Here is an 18,769-nt window from a genome sequence, read left to right on the forward strand (position 1 = left end):
TTTTCATCAAATTGTACTATTTATTATTATTATCCAACATTTTTTTGTATTTTTCTACCAAATTCTTTTATTTATCGGTGTTGAAACGTTTCTATTTTTTTCATATTATTTCATTATTTATAAACCTGTAAATATTGATTTTTACACAAAAAAACATGCAGCTATACAAAAATATTTTTGTATAACTACATGCTTAATATTTTACAAATCAAATATAGATAACTGATTTCCTTCAGGCATTCCATCAAGCAAACCTAGGTCTGACATTGTTTCCACAACTGTCTTACTTACTTTTGCCCTTTCTCTCAAATCATCTTTTGAAAGGAATTTTCCATCTTTTGCTGCCGCTTCAAGCATTTCTGCAGCTTTATCTCCCATTCCTTCTATTGCACTAAATGACGGCATTACCTTTCCATCAATAACCTGAAACTCTTTTGCTTTTGCTCTGTAAAGGTCAATTGGTTCAAATTCATATCCTCTTGCATACATTTCCTGTACTACTTTTAAATCCCCAATTGTATCTTCATCTTTTTTACTTGTTTCATTATTCTCTTTCTTACGCATAAGATTGTCCAGATAATACTCGCAACGTTCCTTACCCTGACACATTAGTTCATAGTTAAATGCCTTTGCTCTTATGGCAAAATAAGCTGCATAATATGCCTGTGGGTAATAAACTTTATAATATGCAACTCGAAGAGCCATCATAACGTAAGCTGCTGCATGGGCTTTCGGGAACATGTATTTAATCTTTTTACATGACCATATATACCAATCAGGCACACCATTATCAATCATAATCTGCTCATTTTCAGGAGTAAGTCCCTTACCTTTTCTTACAGCTTCCATTATCTTAAAGCTAATACCCGGGTCAATTCCTTTGTCAATAAGATAAGTCATAATATCATCTCGAGTACAAATTGCTGTTGAAATAGTACATTTGCCCTGTGCAATTAACTCCTGAGCATTTCCAACCCATACGTCCGTACCATGTGACAATCCCGAACACCTAATCAAATCGGCTATTGTTTTTGGCTTTGCATCAACATACATTTGAATAACAAAATCTGTTCCCATTTCAGGAAGACCCAGCGTCCCGATAGGACATCCTCTTATCTGTTCAGATGTTACTCCTAATGCTTCTGGGCTTTCAAATAAAGACATAAGCTTCGGATCATCAAACGGAATCTCTACAGCATTCGTTCCTGTTAACTTTTCAAGTCTTCTAATCATTGTCGGATCATCATGTCCAAGAATATCAAGCTTAAGAAGGTTAGCATCTATGGCATGATATTCAAAATGAGTTGTAAGCGTATCTGTCGTCATATCATTTGCAGGTTTTTGGATTGGTGTAAATTCATATATTTCCTTATCTCTTGGGACAATAACAATACCACCCGGATGCTGTCCTGTACTCTTTCTTATACCGGTACATCCTCTTGCTATTCTGTCGATTTCAACATAACGCTTATGTATATCATGCTCTTCAAAATAATTCTTTACATAACCAAATGCTGTTTTATCAGCTACACCTGTAATGGTTCCTGCTCTGAAAGTATGTCCTTTACCAAACATAACTTCTGTATATGCGTGGGCATTTGCCTGATATTCACCCGAAAAGTTTAAGTCAATATCAGGTTCCTTGTCACCGTTAAATCCAAGGAAAGTTTCAAATGGTGTATCAATTCCATCTTTATGAAGCGGTGCCCCACATCTTGGGCATTTTTTATCCGGCAAATCCCAGCCTACACCACCATTTAATGAACGTATTTCTTCAGAATCAAATTCCGAATACTGACATTTAAGACAGTAATAATGTGGTTTAAGCGGATTTACTTCCGTAATTCCTGACATAGTTGCCGCAAATGATGAACCTACGGAACCTCTTGAACCTACCAGATATCCGTCTTCATTTGATTTTAAAACCAAACGTCTTGCCATTATATACATAACCGCATAGCCGTTACCAATAATAGAATCCAATTCTTTTTCAAGTCTGTCGTGAACTACTTTTGGTACAGGGTCCCCATATATTTCTTTCGCTCTTGCATGACACGAATTTCTAAGTTCCTCTTCTGAATTATCAAGCACCGGTGGACATTTATCCGGATGGATTGGTGAAATATCCTCAATCATATCACTAATCTTTGCCGGATTTGTTATAACAATTTCTTCCGCTAAATCACTGTCAAGATAACTAAATTCATTAAGCATTTCATCAGTTGTTCTTAAATAAAGCGGTGGCTGTTCATCTGCATCTTTAAATCCGTTACCATACTGAATAATTCTTCTGTACATTTCATCTTCAGGATCAAGGAAATGTACGTCACATGTAGCAACCGTAAGTTTTCCGAGTTTCTTTCCAAGTTCAATTATCTTTTTATTTATATTAATTAAATCTTCATTTGAATTGAGAAGTCTCTTATCATCCTTTTCAGGGTCACCTGTCTTAACCATAAACTGGTTATTTCCAAGAGGCTGCACTTCAAAATAATCATAGAAATCAGCTATTCGCATAATTTCCTGCTGACTATGTTCATGTAATATTGCCTGATATAATTCTCCTGCTTCACAGGCACTACCAATAATCAATCCTTCTTTATATTTCAAATAGTCACTTTTATGAATTCTTGGTTTACCATTTGCAAATGTATCTATATGAGAAATAGATATAAGCCTATACAAATTTACTCTTCCTATATTATTTTGCACTAATATGATTGCATGATGCGCTTTTGCCTTCTTCATTGCATTTTCAGACATTTTTCCTGCCTCATTGGCCTTATCTAAGTCATGAATATCTTTTTCTTCAAGCAAATCACACATTCTTAAGAATATATGCGCCGTACATTCGGCATCATCAACAGCTCTATGATGATTTTCCAGCGAAACTCCCAATGCCTTTGCAACATTATCAAGTTTATATCGTCCAAGCCCTATAATAAGGAATCTGGCCATTAATAATGTATCCACAACTGTAAAATCGCATGGTAATCCTAATCTTTTTGCATTTGCTGAAATAAAACTCATATCAAAATCCGCATTATGTGCCACCATAATTGCTCCTTCGCAAAATTCAAGGAACTTTGGAAGTACTTCTTCAATTTCAGGTGCATGAATTACCATATTGTCATTAATACCGGTTAACTTTTCAATTCTAAATGGAATAGGCACTTTAGGATTTACAAATGTACTAAATCTATCCACAATCTGTCCATTTTCAACTTTAACGGCACCTATTTCTATTATTTTATCAAGAGATGGAATAAAACCGGTTGTTTCGATATCAAATACTACATATCTGTCTTTAAGGCTTTGTCCTCTTGGATTTGTTATCATATCCTTCAAATCATCTACAAGATATGCTTCAACACCATATATTACCTTAAAGTCAAATTCTTTTCCCTGCTTTTTACACATACTCTTGATATCGCAATATTCATGCCATGCATCAGGGAAGCCCTGAACAACACCGTGGTCAGTAATTGCAATTGCTTTGTGACCCCAGTCATAAGCCCTTCTGACAATTTTTCTTACATCACTTACACCGTCCATATCGCTCATTTTTGTATGGCAGTGTAATTCAATTCTCTTATCAACTGCTGTGTCATGTCTTATTTCAACAAAATTTGATATAAGCTTCATTCCAAAGATGTGTCCAACATTTACTTCCTTATCATATGGATCATAAGCTGCTCTACCTTTAATTCTTACAAATTTGCCTTTACCTACACGACTTTTAAAATCTGCCAAAACCTCTGTATTATCTAAGAACAATTTAACCATTACACTGTCTGTAAAATCAGTTACAGATAAAGAAACAATAATCTTTCCTTTTCTTGTTTCTCTTTCATCCATATTAAATATCTGTCCCTTAATAACTACTTCACCTGAGTCATCAAATAATTCTGCAATTTTAGTTTCTTCATCAAATTCGAAATCTCTACCATATACGACATCAGGGTTATCCGAGCGGGTTGATTTTACAATCTTAGGTCTTTCAGGTGTTTCCTGTGCCTTTTCTTCCTGTTTTTCAGGCTTATTGCTCTTATTTCTGCTCATTAAGATTTCAACTTCATTTCTAAGTTTCTTTTCTTTCTGTTCTTTAAATTTGTCCTTTTGTGCTTCAACTTTCTTAATTACAACTTTTAGCGGAATATTAAAACGAATATTGTAAATATTCTCAATTGTATTTTTTATGACATTCATACGTTCCTCTGTCATAAGATGCGTTTCAAGTTCCATCTCTAAAGCTGAATCGGACAAGAACTGAAATTGTGCCTTTTTATACATTGTCGCTATCAGCGCACTTTTTTGGGAAAGTTCTGTATAAATACTATCCTTATATATGTCAAATAAATTTTTTGGAGTATATTGTTGTGATAAACTGTAATGCTCCATTATCTGAACGGATATTTTTTTTCCCATCTTTAATTGTCTGCATAATTCATTTTCTACAGATAAAATAGCAGGCTTATTAATAAGCCTGCTGCTTTCTATATAAATACGCAATTTTGTTCTGTCTCTGTTAGCAGTAATTCTTGTAACTTCAACCTGTTCAAATATTTCTGTTAATTCACTATTAAGTTTTACATCTGGAAATACTTCAAAAAAAGTTTTTCTTTCCATATATTACTCACTCCAATTTTTCAATTCGTATTCTAATGCTTTAAGTAATTCTTCTTCAGGAACCTTTTTAATTATTTCACCTTTTTTCATAAGGATACCGACACCATTTCCGCCTGCTATTCCCAAATCTGCTTCTTTAGCTTCTCCCGGTCCGTTTACAACACATCCCATAACAGCTACTTTAATATCAAGATTCTGGTATTTTTCCACTAATTTTTCTACTTTTGTTGCAAGTCCTATTAAGTCAATCTGTGTTCTTCCACAAGTAGGGCATGAAACTACAGAAATTCCTCCCTGCTTTAATCCTAAAGTCTTTAAAATTAAATTAGCACTTCTTATCTCTTCAACAGGATCTCCTGTAAGAGAAACTCTTATAGTATCTCCTATTCCCTGACTCAAAATAAGTCCTAATCCAATTGCAGACTTAATGTTTCCTGATGTAACTGTTCCTGATTCAGTTATACCAACATGTAATGGATATTTAGTTTTATCAGCAATCAGTTCATGAGCTTTTACACACATTAAAACATCTGATGATTTAATGCTTATAACAAGATTATCATAGCCTAAATCTTCTATTATTTTAACTTTATCAAGTGCACTCTCCACAATTCCTTCTGCTGTCACTCTTCCATATTTTTCTAATATATGTTTTTCTAATGAGCCGCTGTTAACACCGACACGGATAGGGATATTTCTTTCCTTAGCCACATCTACTACAGCTTTAACTCTATCTAAGCTGCCGATGTTTCCCGGATTAATTCTTATCTTATCTGCACCATTTTCCATTGCTGCTATTGCAAGTCTATAATCAAAATGAATATCTGCAACTAATGGAATGGATATTTGTTTTTTTATTTCCTTCAAAGCCTTAGCAGCTTCCATTGTTGGAACTGCACATCTTATAATATCGCATCCTGCAACAGTTAACTCTTTAATCTGCTTTACAGTTGCCTCTACATCTTCTGTTTTAGTATTCGTCATTGACTGAATAAGGATTGGATTTCCTCCTCCAATTACCTTATCACCTATTTTTATCACTTTTGTACAATCTCTATACATATTCAGACTCCTAATTTTTATTGCAAATCAGATGCATTTTACAAATTTATAAAAAATTTCATTCACATTACTTGCAGTTACTTACAATAGTTTTCTAACATCGTTAAAGATTAAGAATAGCATTAATACCATCAATAATGCAAATCCAATGAAATGTACCATTCCTTCCTTATCTCTTGATACAGGTTTTCCCTTAATAACTTCAATAATGCAAAATACAAGCCTTCCACCATCTAATGCCGGCAAAGGTAAAAGATTCATCACACCTAAGTTTGCACTCAACATTATAGCCATATTGATGAGACTTAAAAGTGCCATGTATGCACCTTCTGATTTACTTGCTTTATAAGTATCACCAATTGCACTTACAATTCCCACCGGTCCTGATACTTCATTTGCTGAAACCTTTCCGGTAACGAGCATCTTTAAACTCTTTAATACTGTATTAATCTGGTATTTTACTTCTACAAAACTATATTTTAAAGTTCTTCCAAATGACATTCTCTTTCTTGCAAGATTGTACTCAAAACCTTTTGAATAAACCGTCTGATACTGAGGTGTCATCTTAAGTTCCTTAGTCTTTCCATTTCTATTAACCGTTATCGTAACTGTATTATCACCAAATGGATTTTCTTCAATATATTTCTGTAACTCATCACCTGATTTAATTTCTGTTCCATCAACAGCAACCACTACATCTCCCGGCTGAGCTCCTGCTTCATCCATTGCACTGCCGGCTGTTACATTTCCTATAGTCGCCTCTGTATCACCGGCATTATATGACATACCAACCATATATTTCTTTACTTCTTCTGGCTTATAAGAAATTCTCTGTTTTTTTCCATCTCTTATGAATGTAAGTTTTACATTATCCGAACCTAAAGGATTAACAAAATCTTCTAAATACAATTCTCTACCGATACTTACTCCTGTACCATTATATTTAGTAATTATATCTCCTTTTCTAAGCCCTGCTTCATAAGCAGGTGATGACTTATCCACTGCCGTTACATAAGATTTATCTGTTCCAATTGCTGCTATAACAATGACTGATAAAACAAATGCAAGAATAAAGTTAAAGAAAGGTCCTGCAAAAACTACTGCCATTCTTGCCCACACCGACTTTGAATTAAATGAACCTTCTACAACTGTATCTTCATCTTCTCCTAACATGGCACATGAGCCACCAAATGGAAGACATTTAATTGAATACTTTGTTCCACCTTTTTCAAAACTACAAATTCTTGGTCCCATTCCAATGGAGAATTCATTTACTACTATTCCATTTTTCTTTGCTACAATGAAATGTCCAAATTCATGTATTAATACTAATACGCTGAAAATTATTAATGCTATTATAATACTGATAATATTTGACATACTGTCATTCCCACCTATTCTACAATTATTTTTATTTTACCTGCACCATAAAATTATCATAAATGATATTTTATCTAATGTATATGTTGTAATTGTTAACATTTAAGTTTTTTCATATTAAAATTTTAGAAGAAATTTATTAAGAGCCATACTATAGGTGCAACAAATATTACGCTGTCAAACCTATCCATTATGCCACCATGTCCCGGTATAAGTGTACCATAATCCTTAATATCATGATTTCTCTTTATTGCTGATGCAGCTAAATCTCCTGTCATTGCAATAAGACTTCCTGCTGCACATACGATTGGATATGCTATTCTAGGGTCTAAATATCTCATTTCTATATTATTCTGAAATACTGTTGCATATATAAATCCTAATACAGCTGCTCCAAGTATTCCACCTATAGCACCTTCTATAGATTTCTTCGGGCTTAGCACCGGTGCCATTTTATGTTTTCCAAATGCTACACCAAATACATACGCACATGTATCACTTCCCCATGAGCATAAGAATATCAACCATACATTATATGCACCATTATTACCCATTCTTACCAAATAAACAAAAGATAACATAACTGCTACATATATTGTTCCAAAAATTGCTGCCATTACCTGTTCAGTCTTGCATTTTGGAAATTCAAAAACATAAATAGCCATGCATGCAATAAGTAATGCAACTATTAAAAATGGAACATATGTCATCATATCAAAACGAAGCATTGCATAATAAATAATTACTGCAATATATGATAATATTCCGGTAGCATATTTTTCAATACCAAACACTCTGTTCATTTCATATAAACCAATTAAGGAAACAATTCCAACTGTAACAAGTAAAATATCATTTCCTAAAATAATGGTTATAAGTGCAATTATCACCAAAATTATTCCGCTAAAAAGTCTTTCATAAAAAGATTTATTCATAAATTTACTGATTACCATCTTTAGTTCTCCTCAACTTTTCCAAATCTTCTGTCTCTTTCATTATACTTTGCTATAGCTTTTTTTAATTCCTCTTTATTAAAATCAGGCCATAAAACATCTGTAAAATAAAATTCTGTATATGCAAGCTGCCATAAAAGATAATTTGACAATCTTAACTCTCCACTTGTTCTGATTAATAAATCAGGGTCAGGAATATCGTGAGTATCTAAAAAACCGTTAAACATATCTTCTGTAATATCTTCCGGAGCAATTTTGCCTTCAGCACATTCTCTAGATATTTTTCTGATTCCTCTTACAATTTCATCTCTTGCTCCATAATTAAGTGCAATGATAAATGTAATACCTGTATTATTTTTTGAACACTCTTCTAATTCTTCTATTTTTTCAACAATCTCAGGTTCTAATCTGCTTCTTTCACCTATAACTCTTACTCTCATATTGTTGCTGTTTGCTCTTTTAATACAGTCTTTTAAATAATTTTTGAGAAGTTTCATTAAAGCTGCAACTTCATCATCAGGTCTGTTCCAGTTTTCTGTTGAAAATGCATATACAGTCAAATACTTAACGCCTAAATCATATGCGTCTTCTATTATTTTTTCTACTGTCTTTGCTCCTGCCACATGTCCTGCATTTCTAGGTAAAAATCTCTTTTTTGCCCATCTTCCATTGCCATCCATAATAATGGCAATATGATTAGGTATATTCATTCCTGTTAAATCTATACTCTCTGCCATACTTCCTCCGGTTTCTGTATACATTCTAAAATGGCTTTTGCACAGAATCAATTTTTATTCTTTGCAAAAGCCACTTATTAATACGAAATTGTTTTTGCTGAGGATTTATTAACATTTCTATTATACTGTTAATATTTCCTTTGATTTTTCTTCTACTGCTGCATCAATCTTTGCAACATATTTATCTGTAGATTTCTGAACATCATCCTGATATTCCTTAATTTCATCTTCTGAAATTCCATCTTCTTTTCCTTTTTTCTTAATTGCATCCATTGCATCTCTTCTAATATTTCTAACTGCAACTTTTGCATTTTCACCTTTTTTCTTAACATCCTTTACAAGTTCTTTTCTTCTTTCTTCTGTTAATTCAGGGAAAACAAGTCTAATCATCTTTCCATCATTAGTTGGTGTTAATCCTAAATCAGACATTAAAAGTGCTTTTTCAATATCTTTCAAAATAGATGCTTCCCAAGGCTGAATTACAATCATTCTTGCTTCAGGCACTGATATATTGCCAACCTGCTGAAGTGGTGTTGGTGAACCGTAATAATCAACTGTAATCTTATCTAAAATATGTGGATTAGCACGTCCAGCTCTAATAGATGTGTATTCACCATATAAATTGTCTAATGACTTTTCCATCTTATCTTCATATGTCATAATTAATTCTTCCATGTTAAAACTCCTTCATTCTATAAATTATTCTACTGTAATTTTTGTTCCTATTTTCTCGCCTGTTGCTGCCTTAATAATGCTATTTTCTTCATTCAATCCGAATAAAAGCATTGGCATTTTATTTTCCATTGCCAAAACACTTGCTGCAAGATCAATTACTCCAAGTCTGTCATCTACAATCTTACTTATTGGTAATTCATCATATTTCTTAGCATCCGGGTTAACAGCAGGATCACTATCATACACACCGTCAATTGCTTTAGCTCCTAAAATACAATCTGCTTCAATTTCAATGGCTCTTAAAACCATTGTCATATCTGTTGAAAAATATGGATGACCTGTTCCTCCGGCGAAGAAACAAACCTTACCTGCCTTTAATCCATTAACAGCTTCATCCTTTGAAAATAATTTAGTCCATGTTCCGCATGTAAATGGTGTAAATACATCTGTGTCCATTCCTTCTGTTCTGAATATTTCTGACACATACATACAGTTCATAATTGTGGCAAGCATACCGATTCCATCTGCCTTAGGTCTGTCAATCTTTTCGCTTGTACGACCTCTCCAGAAATTCCCTCCACCTATAACTATTCCAACTTCTATATTCTTATCTACAAGTTGCTTAACCTGCTTAGCAACTGCAACACAAGTTGCCTCATCAAATCCGGTTTTCTTATTGCCGGCTAAAGCTTCACCGCTAAGTTTAAGTAACACTCTCTTCATTGTTTATTCCTCTTTTTTTTATTATTATTTCGTATGTTTATCTGTATCATTCCACAAAATGGGCGCACTAATACAAAATCTGTAACTAGAATACCATAGTTAGTAAAAAAATTCAATTATACCTTTGTTGTAAAACGCCTAAAAGGCAGACTGAATCATCAAAATTCAGACTGCCTTTTATTTTTCATTTTATTATTTTATAATTTCTAAAATATTTATCCAATATTTCTATTTATTATTCTGTTTCTTTTTTTCATCAAAATAATCTTTTGTTTCTTTTGCAACTATACCACTTAATACAAACAATGCAATAATATTTGGAATGGCCATAAGTCCATTAAATATATCTGCAATTGTCCATACTGCCTTAACAGTCATATATGGTCCGATAAATACTGCTAAAATGTATAACCATCTATAAACCTTTACAGCAGTTTTACTTTTATTTGATAAATATTCCAAACATCTTTCACCATAGTAATCCCATCCAAGAATAGTTGTGAATGCAAAGAATACTAAACATACCATTAATATGAATGCTGAAACTTCTGCTGGGAGAAAACTTAATCCTTTCTGGAAAGCATATGTCGTAACCTGAACACCTTCAAGTCCAACAACTTTGTATGCACCCATCATTACAATTGAAAGACCTGTTAATGTACAAACAATAATTGTATCTATGAAAGTACCTGTCATTGTTACAAGTCCCTGACGAACAGGATCTTTTGTCTTTGCTGCAGCTGCTGCGATAGGTGCTGAACCAAGACCTGCTTCATTTGAGAAAATACCTCTTGCTATACCCTTTTGCATTGAAATTGCTATAGATGCAAATACACCACCTGCTACTGCTTTTGCACCAAATGCATATTCAACTATTGTCACTATTGCTCCAGGTAATTTTGTAATATTAGTTACGATTAAAACTAATACTGCAACAATATATAAAACAGCCATAAATGGTACAATTACCTGTGATACATTAGCAATTCTCTTAATACCACCAATTACAACCAATCCTACACAGATAGCTAAAACAAAAGCTGTGATTACAATAGCAATTGAATAATCATTTCCTAAAATACTAACTGTATCTTCTTTGTTAGGATCAAAAAAAGACTGAACTGCTGATGCGATTCCGTTAACCTGTGTAAATGTTCCGATACCAAATAAACCTACACATGCTCCAAAGAATGCAAATATTTTCGCAAGCCATTTCCATTTATGTCCCATACCATTTTCTATGTAATAGAATGGTCCACCAAGTACATGACCTTCTTCATCAATCGTTCTATAGCGTACTGCTAAAAATCCTTCTGAATATTTTGTTGCCATTCCAAAGAAAGCAGCTACCCACATCCAGAATAACGCTCCGGGACCACCTACTGCTGTTCCAAGTGCTGTACATCCAATAGCTGTTGCTACACCTACAATGTTACCTGTACCAATTGTTGCTGATAATGCTGTACATAGTGCTCCAAAACTACTAACTTCCCCGTGTCCTTCTTCTTCGTTCTTAAACATATACTTAAGTGCCTTAGGCAAATGCACTATCTGTAATAGTCTTAACCGAAAAGTAAGGTAGATGCCTGCTGCAAGAATCAACACAATAAGTGGGATTCCCCAAACTAAATCATCTACCTTAACTAAAAAATCTGTAAAATTGCTCATAATATTCCTCCTGTCCTTTTGCCTGAGAGATTAGTGATGCTTCTAAAAGTTTAAATATCACCTTACACCTTCGGCGTCTGTATAACTGTTTACCTCAGCTATCAGAACTCTCCAGTTGTCACCCTTAATCTTATCTTTTGTGACACTATCATATTTATTTTAGTAAGGTAAAGCGATAAAATCAAGCACTTTTTTTATAACTTTTTATGTCATTTCGTTTTTTCTATGATTTTCCCGACCCATCTTTATTATTTTATATGTAATTTAACTTACCTGATAACTTTATATATATCTAAGTTAAATAAAATATTTAATTCATTGATATCCTGTATAAATTGCTTTTTAATACTACTTCCAATTTCTATCTTTTTATCAAATTCCTTGATTTCAATTATTCCTTCATCACTAATATTTACTATATGAGCTGCATTTACTATACCATTTCTGCTACACCGTACAAAATCTTTACAACCTAATCGCTCTATAATACTGTCACATGTTTTATACCCTATGTTTGTAACCGTATCATTACTATATATCTTAACCTGTCTGTTGCTGTTTTCTATATATTTTATTTCGGATTTATTAAAAAAATAAATAACACCATTGTGCTTAAATTTAACTTTGTCACTCTTTCTTTTTACAAATTTATAATTATTTAGTTTCTTCAATATTTCTTTTAGTCCTTCCATGTCATATGGTTTTTTCATAAAAGCATAGCATCTGACAATTTCATATGCTTGAAAAATAAGTTTCTCATTATCAGCCATAATAACAACCGGAATAAATCTATACGCCCTCTGTTTTCTTACATCTTTCGCAAATTCAAAACTATCGTTATTTGAATTTATTTCAATAATAAACAAATCAACATCATTATTAATTATAACTGAATTTGCCTCTTTTTGCGTTTTAACTGATAATATACAAATATCACTATTTACTTCATTTACCACCATACTTACTTTTTTCAGGCTTTCATCACTTACCCAAATTAAAATCTTTTTCATTCATTTCTCCTATACATAAAAACACAACATCATATTCATTCTACGAATAATGACATTGTGTTATATATATTTCTTCTTTCGTATTTTATAAATTATTCCCTATAATTTATAACTAAGCAAAACCTTCTCCACATAAACACATTTAAAATATTTTGCTAAATATATTAACTTTTTCGTACTATCCTTATTTTAATTATCACATATTTTATTCTTATATTTTTTTATTCTCTGTTCAAAACCTTCTTCAGCCTGATATTTCTTTATTCTCTGTTCAAAACCTTCTTCAGCCTGATATTTCTTTATTCTCTGTTCAAAACCTTCCAATTCATTTCTAAGTAATACATCTACATCCAAACATTTATCCATATCACTTTGTACATTTCCACATATAATAAAACTTGCTGAAATATCAAATTTATTTTCTAATTCATATAGTATTTCAATCGGAATGTTTACCTTTCCAACCTCTATTCTTCTATAAGCTTCCGTATTCATATGTAATTCTTTTGCCAACTGTGCCTGTGACATTTGTAACCATTCTCTTACAATTCGCAATCTTTTCTTACTTTCAGTCTGTATATTCGTCACTCATACCTCCTATTTGTAATTAGGATTTTACATTTATTTCCAATTTTACTTTTTTATGACAATTTTCACTAGTGTATATTTTGTTTGGTACTATGCACTTTTGTTTGGTTACAAATCAAAGACCTAACTTTATATTCCTATTTTGTTGTGTAATTTGATAAGAACATTTATTTTGCCACTTTTTAATCAAATTTTTTTACATAATAGGATTTCTATGAAATTTTCTATATTAAAAAATCCCTTTCAGGCATCTTCCATGCCTAAAAAGGATTCCTATTATTCATTGTATAAAATATTCATATATTTTTAATACAATAAAGCTATACAATTATGCCTAAGGTAAAAGCCCTGACTTTAATGCTCATACAGGCTTAGACCTTTTACCTCTGACATCATACGATATGTTTAATTTTTAATTATTTTACGTTAAATGCTCTGTTTCCAGGATATACAGCACTTGTTCCAAGTTCTTCTTCGATTCTTAAAAGCTGATTATATTTAGCAACACGTTCACTTCTGCTAGGAGCACCTGTCTTAATCTGACATGTATTAAGTGCAACTGCAAGGTCAGCAATTGTAGTGTCTGCTGTTTCACCTGAACGATGTGATGAAATAGCTGTGTAGCCTGCTTTATGAGCCATCTTAATTGCTTCTAATGTTTCTGAAACCGAACCAATCTGATTTAATTTGATAAGGATTGCATTACCAGCTCCCATCTCAATACCTTTTGCAAGTCTTTCAGTATTAGTAACAAATAAGTCATCACCTACTAACTGAACTTTGTCACCAAGTCTGTCTGTAAGCTTCTTCCAACCTTCCCAGTCTTCTTCATCAAGACCGTCTTCAATTGAAATGATAGGATATTTTTCACATAACTTAGCCCAATGTTCAATAAGTTCTTCTGCAGTGTATTCTGTTCCTGCCTTTGGAAGTTTATAATATCCTTTTCCTTTTTCGCTCTTCCATTCTGATGATGCCGCATCCATTGCAATCTTGAAATCTTTACCAGGTTCATATCCTGCTTTCTTTACAGCTTCAAGGATAGTTTCAATAGCTTCTTCATCAGATTTAAGTGCAGGTGCAAATCCGCCTTCATCACCAACTGATGTTGCTAATCCTTTTTCTTTTAAAATTCCTGCTAAAGCGTGGAAAACTTCAGAACACCATCTTAAACATTCCTTAAATGATGGTGCTCCAACAGGCATAATCATAAATTCCTGTACATCTAATCCCGATGATAAAGCATGGCATCCACCATTTACAATATTCATCATAGGTACAGGTAATCTGTTTCCTGAAATTCCGCCTAAGAATCTATAAAGAGGAATATCTAAGGCAATTGAAGCTGCCCTTGCTGTTGCAATCGATACTGCAAGAATAGCATTTGCCCCTAATTTTGTTTTTCCTTTTGTACCGTCTGCATCAATCATAGCCTTATCTACAGCATAAATATCTGATGCATCCATTCCTGTAATTGTATCATTTATAATTGTATTAATATTTTCTACGGCTTTCTGTACACCTTTTCCTAAATATCTATTTTTATCACCATCTCTAAGTTCTAATGCTTCAAACTCACCTGTTGATGCTCCACTTGGTGCCGTTCCTCTTCCAATTGTACCATCTGCTAAATATACTTCTGCTTCTACTGTTGGATTTCCTCTTGAATCCAATATTTCTCTTCCAATTATTTTTTCAATCTGCAAATAATTCACTATCCGCATCTCCTTTCTGTTGACTAGGACTCTATACCGAAAGGTAGCTATCCTTTCGGTTAGTATTTCTAAAAGAGTCCAAATGATTTATTTGTTGAAGTTAGTTATTTCTAACTATAATCATACTATACTAACTCAATGATAATTTCAAGTAATTTTTGACTTTAACAAGAATTTATTTTTGCTTTCTATTCTTCTCTCCCAAATAATTGCAAAAAAAATCCGCCCCTGATGATATTTCTATCAGTGACAGATTTTTTTCTTTATCATATATAATGTTAACACCCAAACATTAACTTTACATTTTTTAGTCGAACATTTATAATCATCCTCGACTTAAGTATTAAATATTTGTTTACATATATTTTTTGAAAATAAAATTTAAAATATATGAGTTTAAATACGCCAACAAAGCAAATCCGGCAAATAGCATAATATAAATAATACTTACGGCATCTTTACCTAAAAATATAATTAAAATAACCGGAAGTAACGTTATACAAAGTATCAATAAAGTCCATGGAAAATGCCCGATACCCATAAGCAATGCATTTTTCAAAGTAATTTTAATTGTATTTTCAAAAGTACTTTGCAATGCCATTGCGTAAAGAAACACAAACAGTATTGCAAGCGCAAATCCAAGAAACAGTCCTTTCAATGCTGTAACTACTATCCCTTCCTTTAAACTATTCACTATGTATAAATCAAGTGTAGGAATTATTGACAACATCAATAAAATCAGCCACATTGCAGTTGACTGTTTAAAATTTTCTTTAAATAACTTAAAATAAGTTCTTACTATGTATCCTTCTCTATTATCTGCCATCTTCTTAGTAACACCAAAAAGTGCCGTCGTCGATGCTCCAATAGTAAATATTGGCAACGAACAAAGTACAAACAATAAATTCAAAATTACCAAATCAGCTATTGCTGAAACTATTTCATAAAATTTGCCATCAATTCCAAACACCTATAGTTCTCCTTAAATTTCTTTTACAGAATCTCTCTCAAGCAATTCTGCTTCAAAGATTAATTGTTTCTTTTCGTTATTTCCATTTATCTGTTCCATTAATAAATCTATTGATGATTTTACCATTTGTTCACAAGGCTGTTTCATTGTTGATAATGACGGTTGAAAATACTTTGACATTTCAATTCCATCAAACCCTAAAACAGAGTAATCATCAGGTATTGATTTACCCTCTTCAGATATTGCCTTGTATGCTCCAAAAGCTGTTAAATCTGATATTGCATATAATGCAGTAAATTCTTCTTTTGACTTTAACAATTCTTTTGTTACTTCATATCCATTTGCTACTGTATATTCAGGAATATCATCTTTCATGTATCTGATTAAGTTATCATTTATGTCTATGCCATTATCTTTTAATGCTCTCATATAGCCTCTTAATCTAAGTCCACCTACAGCCTGGTCATTATTTTTTCCTGAAATCATTGCTATTTTTTTGTGCCCTTTTTTGCACAAATAATCAACCGCCCTATAACTTTCTTTCTCATCGTCTATAGATACTGACGAGCAGTTTCTCTTTGGTGCCATCATATTTACTGCTACAGTGCATAATACATATGGAACACCTATTTCCTCTAATCTTGTATCCAAATAATCCATTTGACCTCCAAGAAAAATAAGTCCCTTTAATCTTTTTTCTTTTGCTAACTGAACTGCAACACTAACATCATCCTGATCTTCACCTACTGCATGTAACAGAAATGTATATTCTAATTTTTTCAATTCTTCTTCAAATATTTTTAACATTCCCTGAAAGAACTGGTTATCAATTCCCTTTATAAGTAATGCTATTGTATTTGAGTCTGTCATTTTTAAATTTCTCGCACTATTGTTAGGAACATAATTACATTCTTTTATAACTTTTAAAATTCTCTTCCTGGTTTCCTGATTAATACCTGGGTCATCATTAATTGCTCGAGAGACAGTGCTAATTCCAACTCCACATATTTTTGCTATGTCTTTAATAGTTAAATTTGCCATGTCTTTCCCCTTTCATTCTACATTTACTAAATTTTTCACGGTTTAGTATTTTATCACAAACATTCTGTTTATGCAAAAAGCTACGAAAAGAATATATCCATCGTAGCTTTTATATGCTATGTTAATCTCTGCCATAAAGAACTGTTAATTCTTTAATTGCATTTGTTAACTTTTTAGTAATCTGAGTAGATTTCATGCGCCACATCCAATTATTTCCTAACGTAGACGGAGTATTCATTCTTGCTTTGTTATCTAAATGCAGATAATCCTGCATAGGAATAATACATGTATTAGCAGTAGATGCCTGTGCCATTCTTATTATTTCATCCACAAGTTTTGTTTTGTTCTCTACCGTTCTTCCTATGTATTTCTGAATCATTTCTATCTCTTCTGATTCAATGCTGTCTAGCCATCCTTTTAAGGTTTCATTATCGTGAGTTCCTGTATAAACCACACAATTTTTATCATAATTATACGGTAAATAATCCTTAGGTCCTGATGAATCTCTGCTATCAAAAGCAAATTCTAAAACTTTCATATTTGGAAAACCTGAGTCTTTAACCAACTGTCTTACTGTATCAGTTATGTATCCTAAATCTTCTGCTATTATATTTACATCACCAAGACAATATTTAATTGCATTAAATAAGTCAATCCCAGGTCCCTTTTCCCAATGTCCGTTTGTTGCATCTTCATCCTCAGCTGGAATTGAATAATACTCATCAAACCCTCTAAAATGATCAATCCTTACAACATCGTATAGTTTGACACTTCTTTCTATACGCTTTATCCACCAATCATAATTTGTTTGCTTATGATAATCCCATCTGTATAATGGATTTCCCCATAATTGTCCTGTTGCTGAAAATCCATCAGGAGGACATCCTGCAACTGCAACCGGTTTTCCATTTTCATCCATTTGAAATAATTCAGGATGTGCCCATACATCAGCACTGTCATAAGCCACATATATTGGAATATCTCCAATAATCTTTATGCCATTTTCGTTAGCATACTTTTTTAATTTATACCATTGCCTGTAAAACTCATATTGAATGAATTTATAAAATTCAATTTCATCCTTTAATTCATTCTGATAATATTCCATTGAATATTCCCATCTGAGTTTTATATCTTCAGCCCATTTATCAAAGCTTTGACCATTAAATCTGTCTTTTATGGCCATAAACATTGCATAATCATTTAACCAATAACAATTCTCGCTTTTAAATTTGTCAAAATCTTCTTTTTCACTTATATTGCTCTTTTTATAAGCCTTCTTTAAAAGTTTAAATCTACCGTTATACAATTTTTCATAGTTAACTTTGTCTATTCTGTTACCAAAGTCCACCTTATCACATTCTTCCTCAGTTAACAGTCCTTCTTCAATCAATTCCTCTAAACTGATAAAATAAGGATTTCCTGCATAAGTAGAAAATGACTGATAAGGTGAATCTCCATAACTGGTTGGACCTATAGGCAATATTTGCCAATATTTCTGATGGGCATTTTTCAAAAAATCTACAAACCTATATGCTTCTTTTGAAAAACTTCCAATACCATATTTACCCGGCAAACTGGAAATCGGTAATAAAATTCCACTAGCCCTCATAGTTCC

Annotated in this window: 14 protein-coding genes and 1 riboswitch; all 14 genes read right to left on the reverse strand. The window is 32.6% G+C overall.

The window, feature by feature from the left end; all coding sequences use genetic code 11:
- Positions 1–201 precede the first annotated feature (201 nt).
- The gene (locus DWX29_RS07855; RefSeq protein WP_118565559.1) at positions 202–4,629 is read right to left on the reverse strand and encodes a PolC-type DNA polymerase III; all 4,428 of its coding nucleotides are present in this window, start codon (positions 4,627–4,629) and stop codon (positions 202–204) included.
- A 3-nt stretch (positions 4,630–4,632) separates the two neighbouring features.
- On the reverse strand, positions 4,633–5,691 hold the full coding sequence (gene ispG / locus DWX29_RS07860) for a flavodoxin-dependent (E)-4-hydroxy-3-methylbut-2-enyl-diphosphate synthase (RefSeq protein ID WP_118565560.1): 1,059 nt from the start codon (positions 5,689–5,691) through the stop codon (positions 4,633–4,635).
- Between the two features lie 81 nt (positions 5,692–5,772).
- Positions 5,773–7,071 (reverse strand): RIP metalloprotease RseP, encoded by a 1,299-nt coding sequence (gene rseP, locus DWX29_RS07865; RefSeq protein WP_118565561.1) that lies wholly within the window; start codon positions 7,069–7,071, stop codon positions 5,773–5,775.
- A gap of 125 nt (positions 7,072–7,196) precedes the next feature.
- Positions 7,197–8,024 (reverse strand): phosphatidate cytidylyltransferase, encoded by an 828-nt coding sequence (locus DWX29_RS07870; RefSeq protein WP_118565562.1) that lies wholly within the window; start codon positions 8,022–8,024, stop codon positions 7,197–7,199.
- A gap of 2 nt (positions 8,025–8,026) precedes the next feature.
- Positions 8,027–8,761, reverse strand: a complete 735-nt coding sequence (locus DWX29_RS07875; RefSeq protein ID WP_022088464.1) for an isoprenyl transferase — start codon at positions 8,759–8,761, stop codon at positions 8,027–8,029.
- A gap of 120 nt (positions 8,762–8,881) precedes the next feature.
- Positions 8,882–9,436 carry a ribosome recycling factor gene (gene frr, locus DWX29_RS07880; RefSeq protein ID WP_118565563.1) on the reverse strand — a complete coding sequence of 185 codons (555 nt, stop codon included), beginning with the start codon at positions 9,434–9,436 and terminating at the stop codon, positions 8,882–8,884.
- Positions 9,437–9,460: 24 nt separating this feature from the next.
- A complete protein-coding gene (pyrH, locus tag DWX29_RS07885) occupies positions 9,461–10,159 on the reverse strand; it encodes a UMP kinase (RefSeq protein WP_118565564.1) in 699 nt (232 codons plus the stop codon).
- Between the two features lie 228 nt (positions 10,160–10,387).
- Positions 10,388–11,827: a sodium:alanine symporter family protein gene (locus tag DWX29_RS07890; RefSeq protein WP_022088461.1), complete on the reverse strand. Its 1,440-nt coding sequence runs from the start codon at positions 11,825–11,827 to the stop codon at positions 10,388–10,390.
- Positions 11,828–11,952: riboswitch (glycine riboswitch) on the reverse strand.
- A 144-nt stretch (positions 11,953–12,096) separates the two neighbouring features.
- Complete coding sequence (locus DWX29_RS07895; RefSeq protein ID WP_118565565.1) at positions 12,097–12,837, reverse strand: LytTR family transcriptional regulator DNA-binding domain-containing protein; 741 nt, start codon at positions 12,835–12,837, stop codon at positions 12,097–12,099.
- A gap of 189 nt (positions 12,838–13,026) precedes the next feature.
- Positions 13,027–13,425, reverse strand: a complete 399-nt coding sequence (locus tag DWX29_RS07900; protein ID WP_118565566.1) for a helix-turn-helix transcriptional regulator — start codon at positions 13,423–13,425, stop codon at positions 13,027–13,029.
- Between the two features lie 416 nt (positions 13,426–13,841).
- Positions 13,842–15,140, reverse strand: coding sequence for a phosphopyruvate hydratase (gene eno, locus DWX29_RS07905; protein WP_118565567.1), 1,299 nt, complete (start codon positions 15,138–15,140; stop codon positions 13,842–13,844).
- 355 nt (positions 15,141–15,495) lie between these two features.
- Positions 15,496–16,110 carry a YesL family protein gene (locus DWX29_RS07910; RefSeq protein WP_118565568.1) on the reverse strand — a complete coding sequence of 205 codons (615 nt, stop codon included), beginning with the start codon at positions 16,108–16,110 and terminating at the stop codon, positions 15,496–15,498.
- Positions 16,111–16,122: 12 nt separating this feature from the next.
- Complete coding sequence (locus DWX29_RS07915) at positions 16,123–17,151, reverse strand: LacI family DNA-binding transcriptional regulator (protein WP_118565569.1); 1,029 nt, start codon at positions 17,149–17,151, stop codon at positions 16,123–16,125.
- A 121-nt stretch (positions 17,152–17,272) separates the two neighbouring features.
- The gene (gene malQ, locus DWX29_RS07920) at positions 17,273–18,763 is read right to left on the reverse strand and encodes a 4-alpha-glucanotransferase (RefSeq protein ID WP_118565570.1); all 1,491 of its coding nucleotides are present in this window, start codon (positions 18,761–18,763) and stop codon (positions 17,273–17,275) included.
- Between the last annotated feature and the right edge of the window lie 6 nt (positions 18,764–18,769).

The sequence above is a fragment of the Eubacterium sp. AF19-12LB genome (assembly GCF_003479125.1).
Lineage (GTDB): Bacteria > Bacillota > Clostridia > Lachnospirales > Lachnospiraceae > Eubacterium_U > Eubacterium_U album.

Coding starts and splice junctions, on each gene's coding strand:
- pyrH (WP_118565564.1), bottom strand. CDS start 10,159: ATGAAGAGAGTGTTACTTAAACTTAGCGGTGAAGCTTTAGCCGGCAAT.
- malQ (WP_118565570.1), bottom strand. CDS start 18,763: ATGAGGGCTAGTGGAATTTTATTACCGATTTCCAGTTTGCCGGGTAAA.
- ispG (WP_118565560.1), bottom strand. CDS start 5,691: ATGTATAGAGATTGTACAAAAGTGATAAAAATAGGTGATAAGGTAATT.
- DWX29_RS07875 (WP_022088464.1), bottom strand. CDS start 8,761: ATGGCAGAGAGTATAGATTTAACAGGAATGAATATACCTAATCATATT.
- DWX29_RS07855 (WP_118565559.1), bottom strand. CDS start 4,629: ATGGAAAGAAAAACTTTTTTTGAAGTATTTCCAGATGTAAAACTTAAT.
- DWX29_RS07890 (WP_022088461.1), bottom strand. CDS start 11,827: ATGAGCAATTTTACAGATTTTTTAGTTAAGGTAGATGATTTAGTTTGG.
- DWX29_RS07895 (WP_118565565.1), bottom strand. CDS start 12,837: ATGAAAAAGATTTTAATTTGGGTAAGTGATGAAAGCCTGAAAAAAGTA.
- DWX29_RS07915 (WP_118565569.1), bottom strand. CDS start 17,151: ATGGCAAATTTAACTATTAAAGACATAGCAAAAATATGTGGAGTTGGA.
- rseP (WP_118565561.1), bottom strand. CDS start 7,071: ATGTCAAATATTATCAGTATTATAATAGCATTAATAATTTTCAGCGTA.
- DWX29_RS07870 (WP_118565562.1), bottom strand. CDS start 8,024: ATGGTAATCAGTAAATTTATGAATAAATCTTTTTATGAAAGACTTTTT.
- frr (WP_118565563.1), bottom strand. CDS start 9,436: ATGGAAGAATTAATTATGACATATGAAGATAAGATGGAAAAGTCATTA.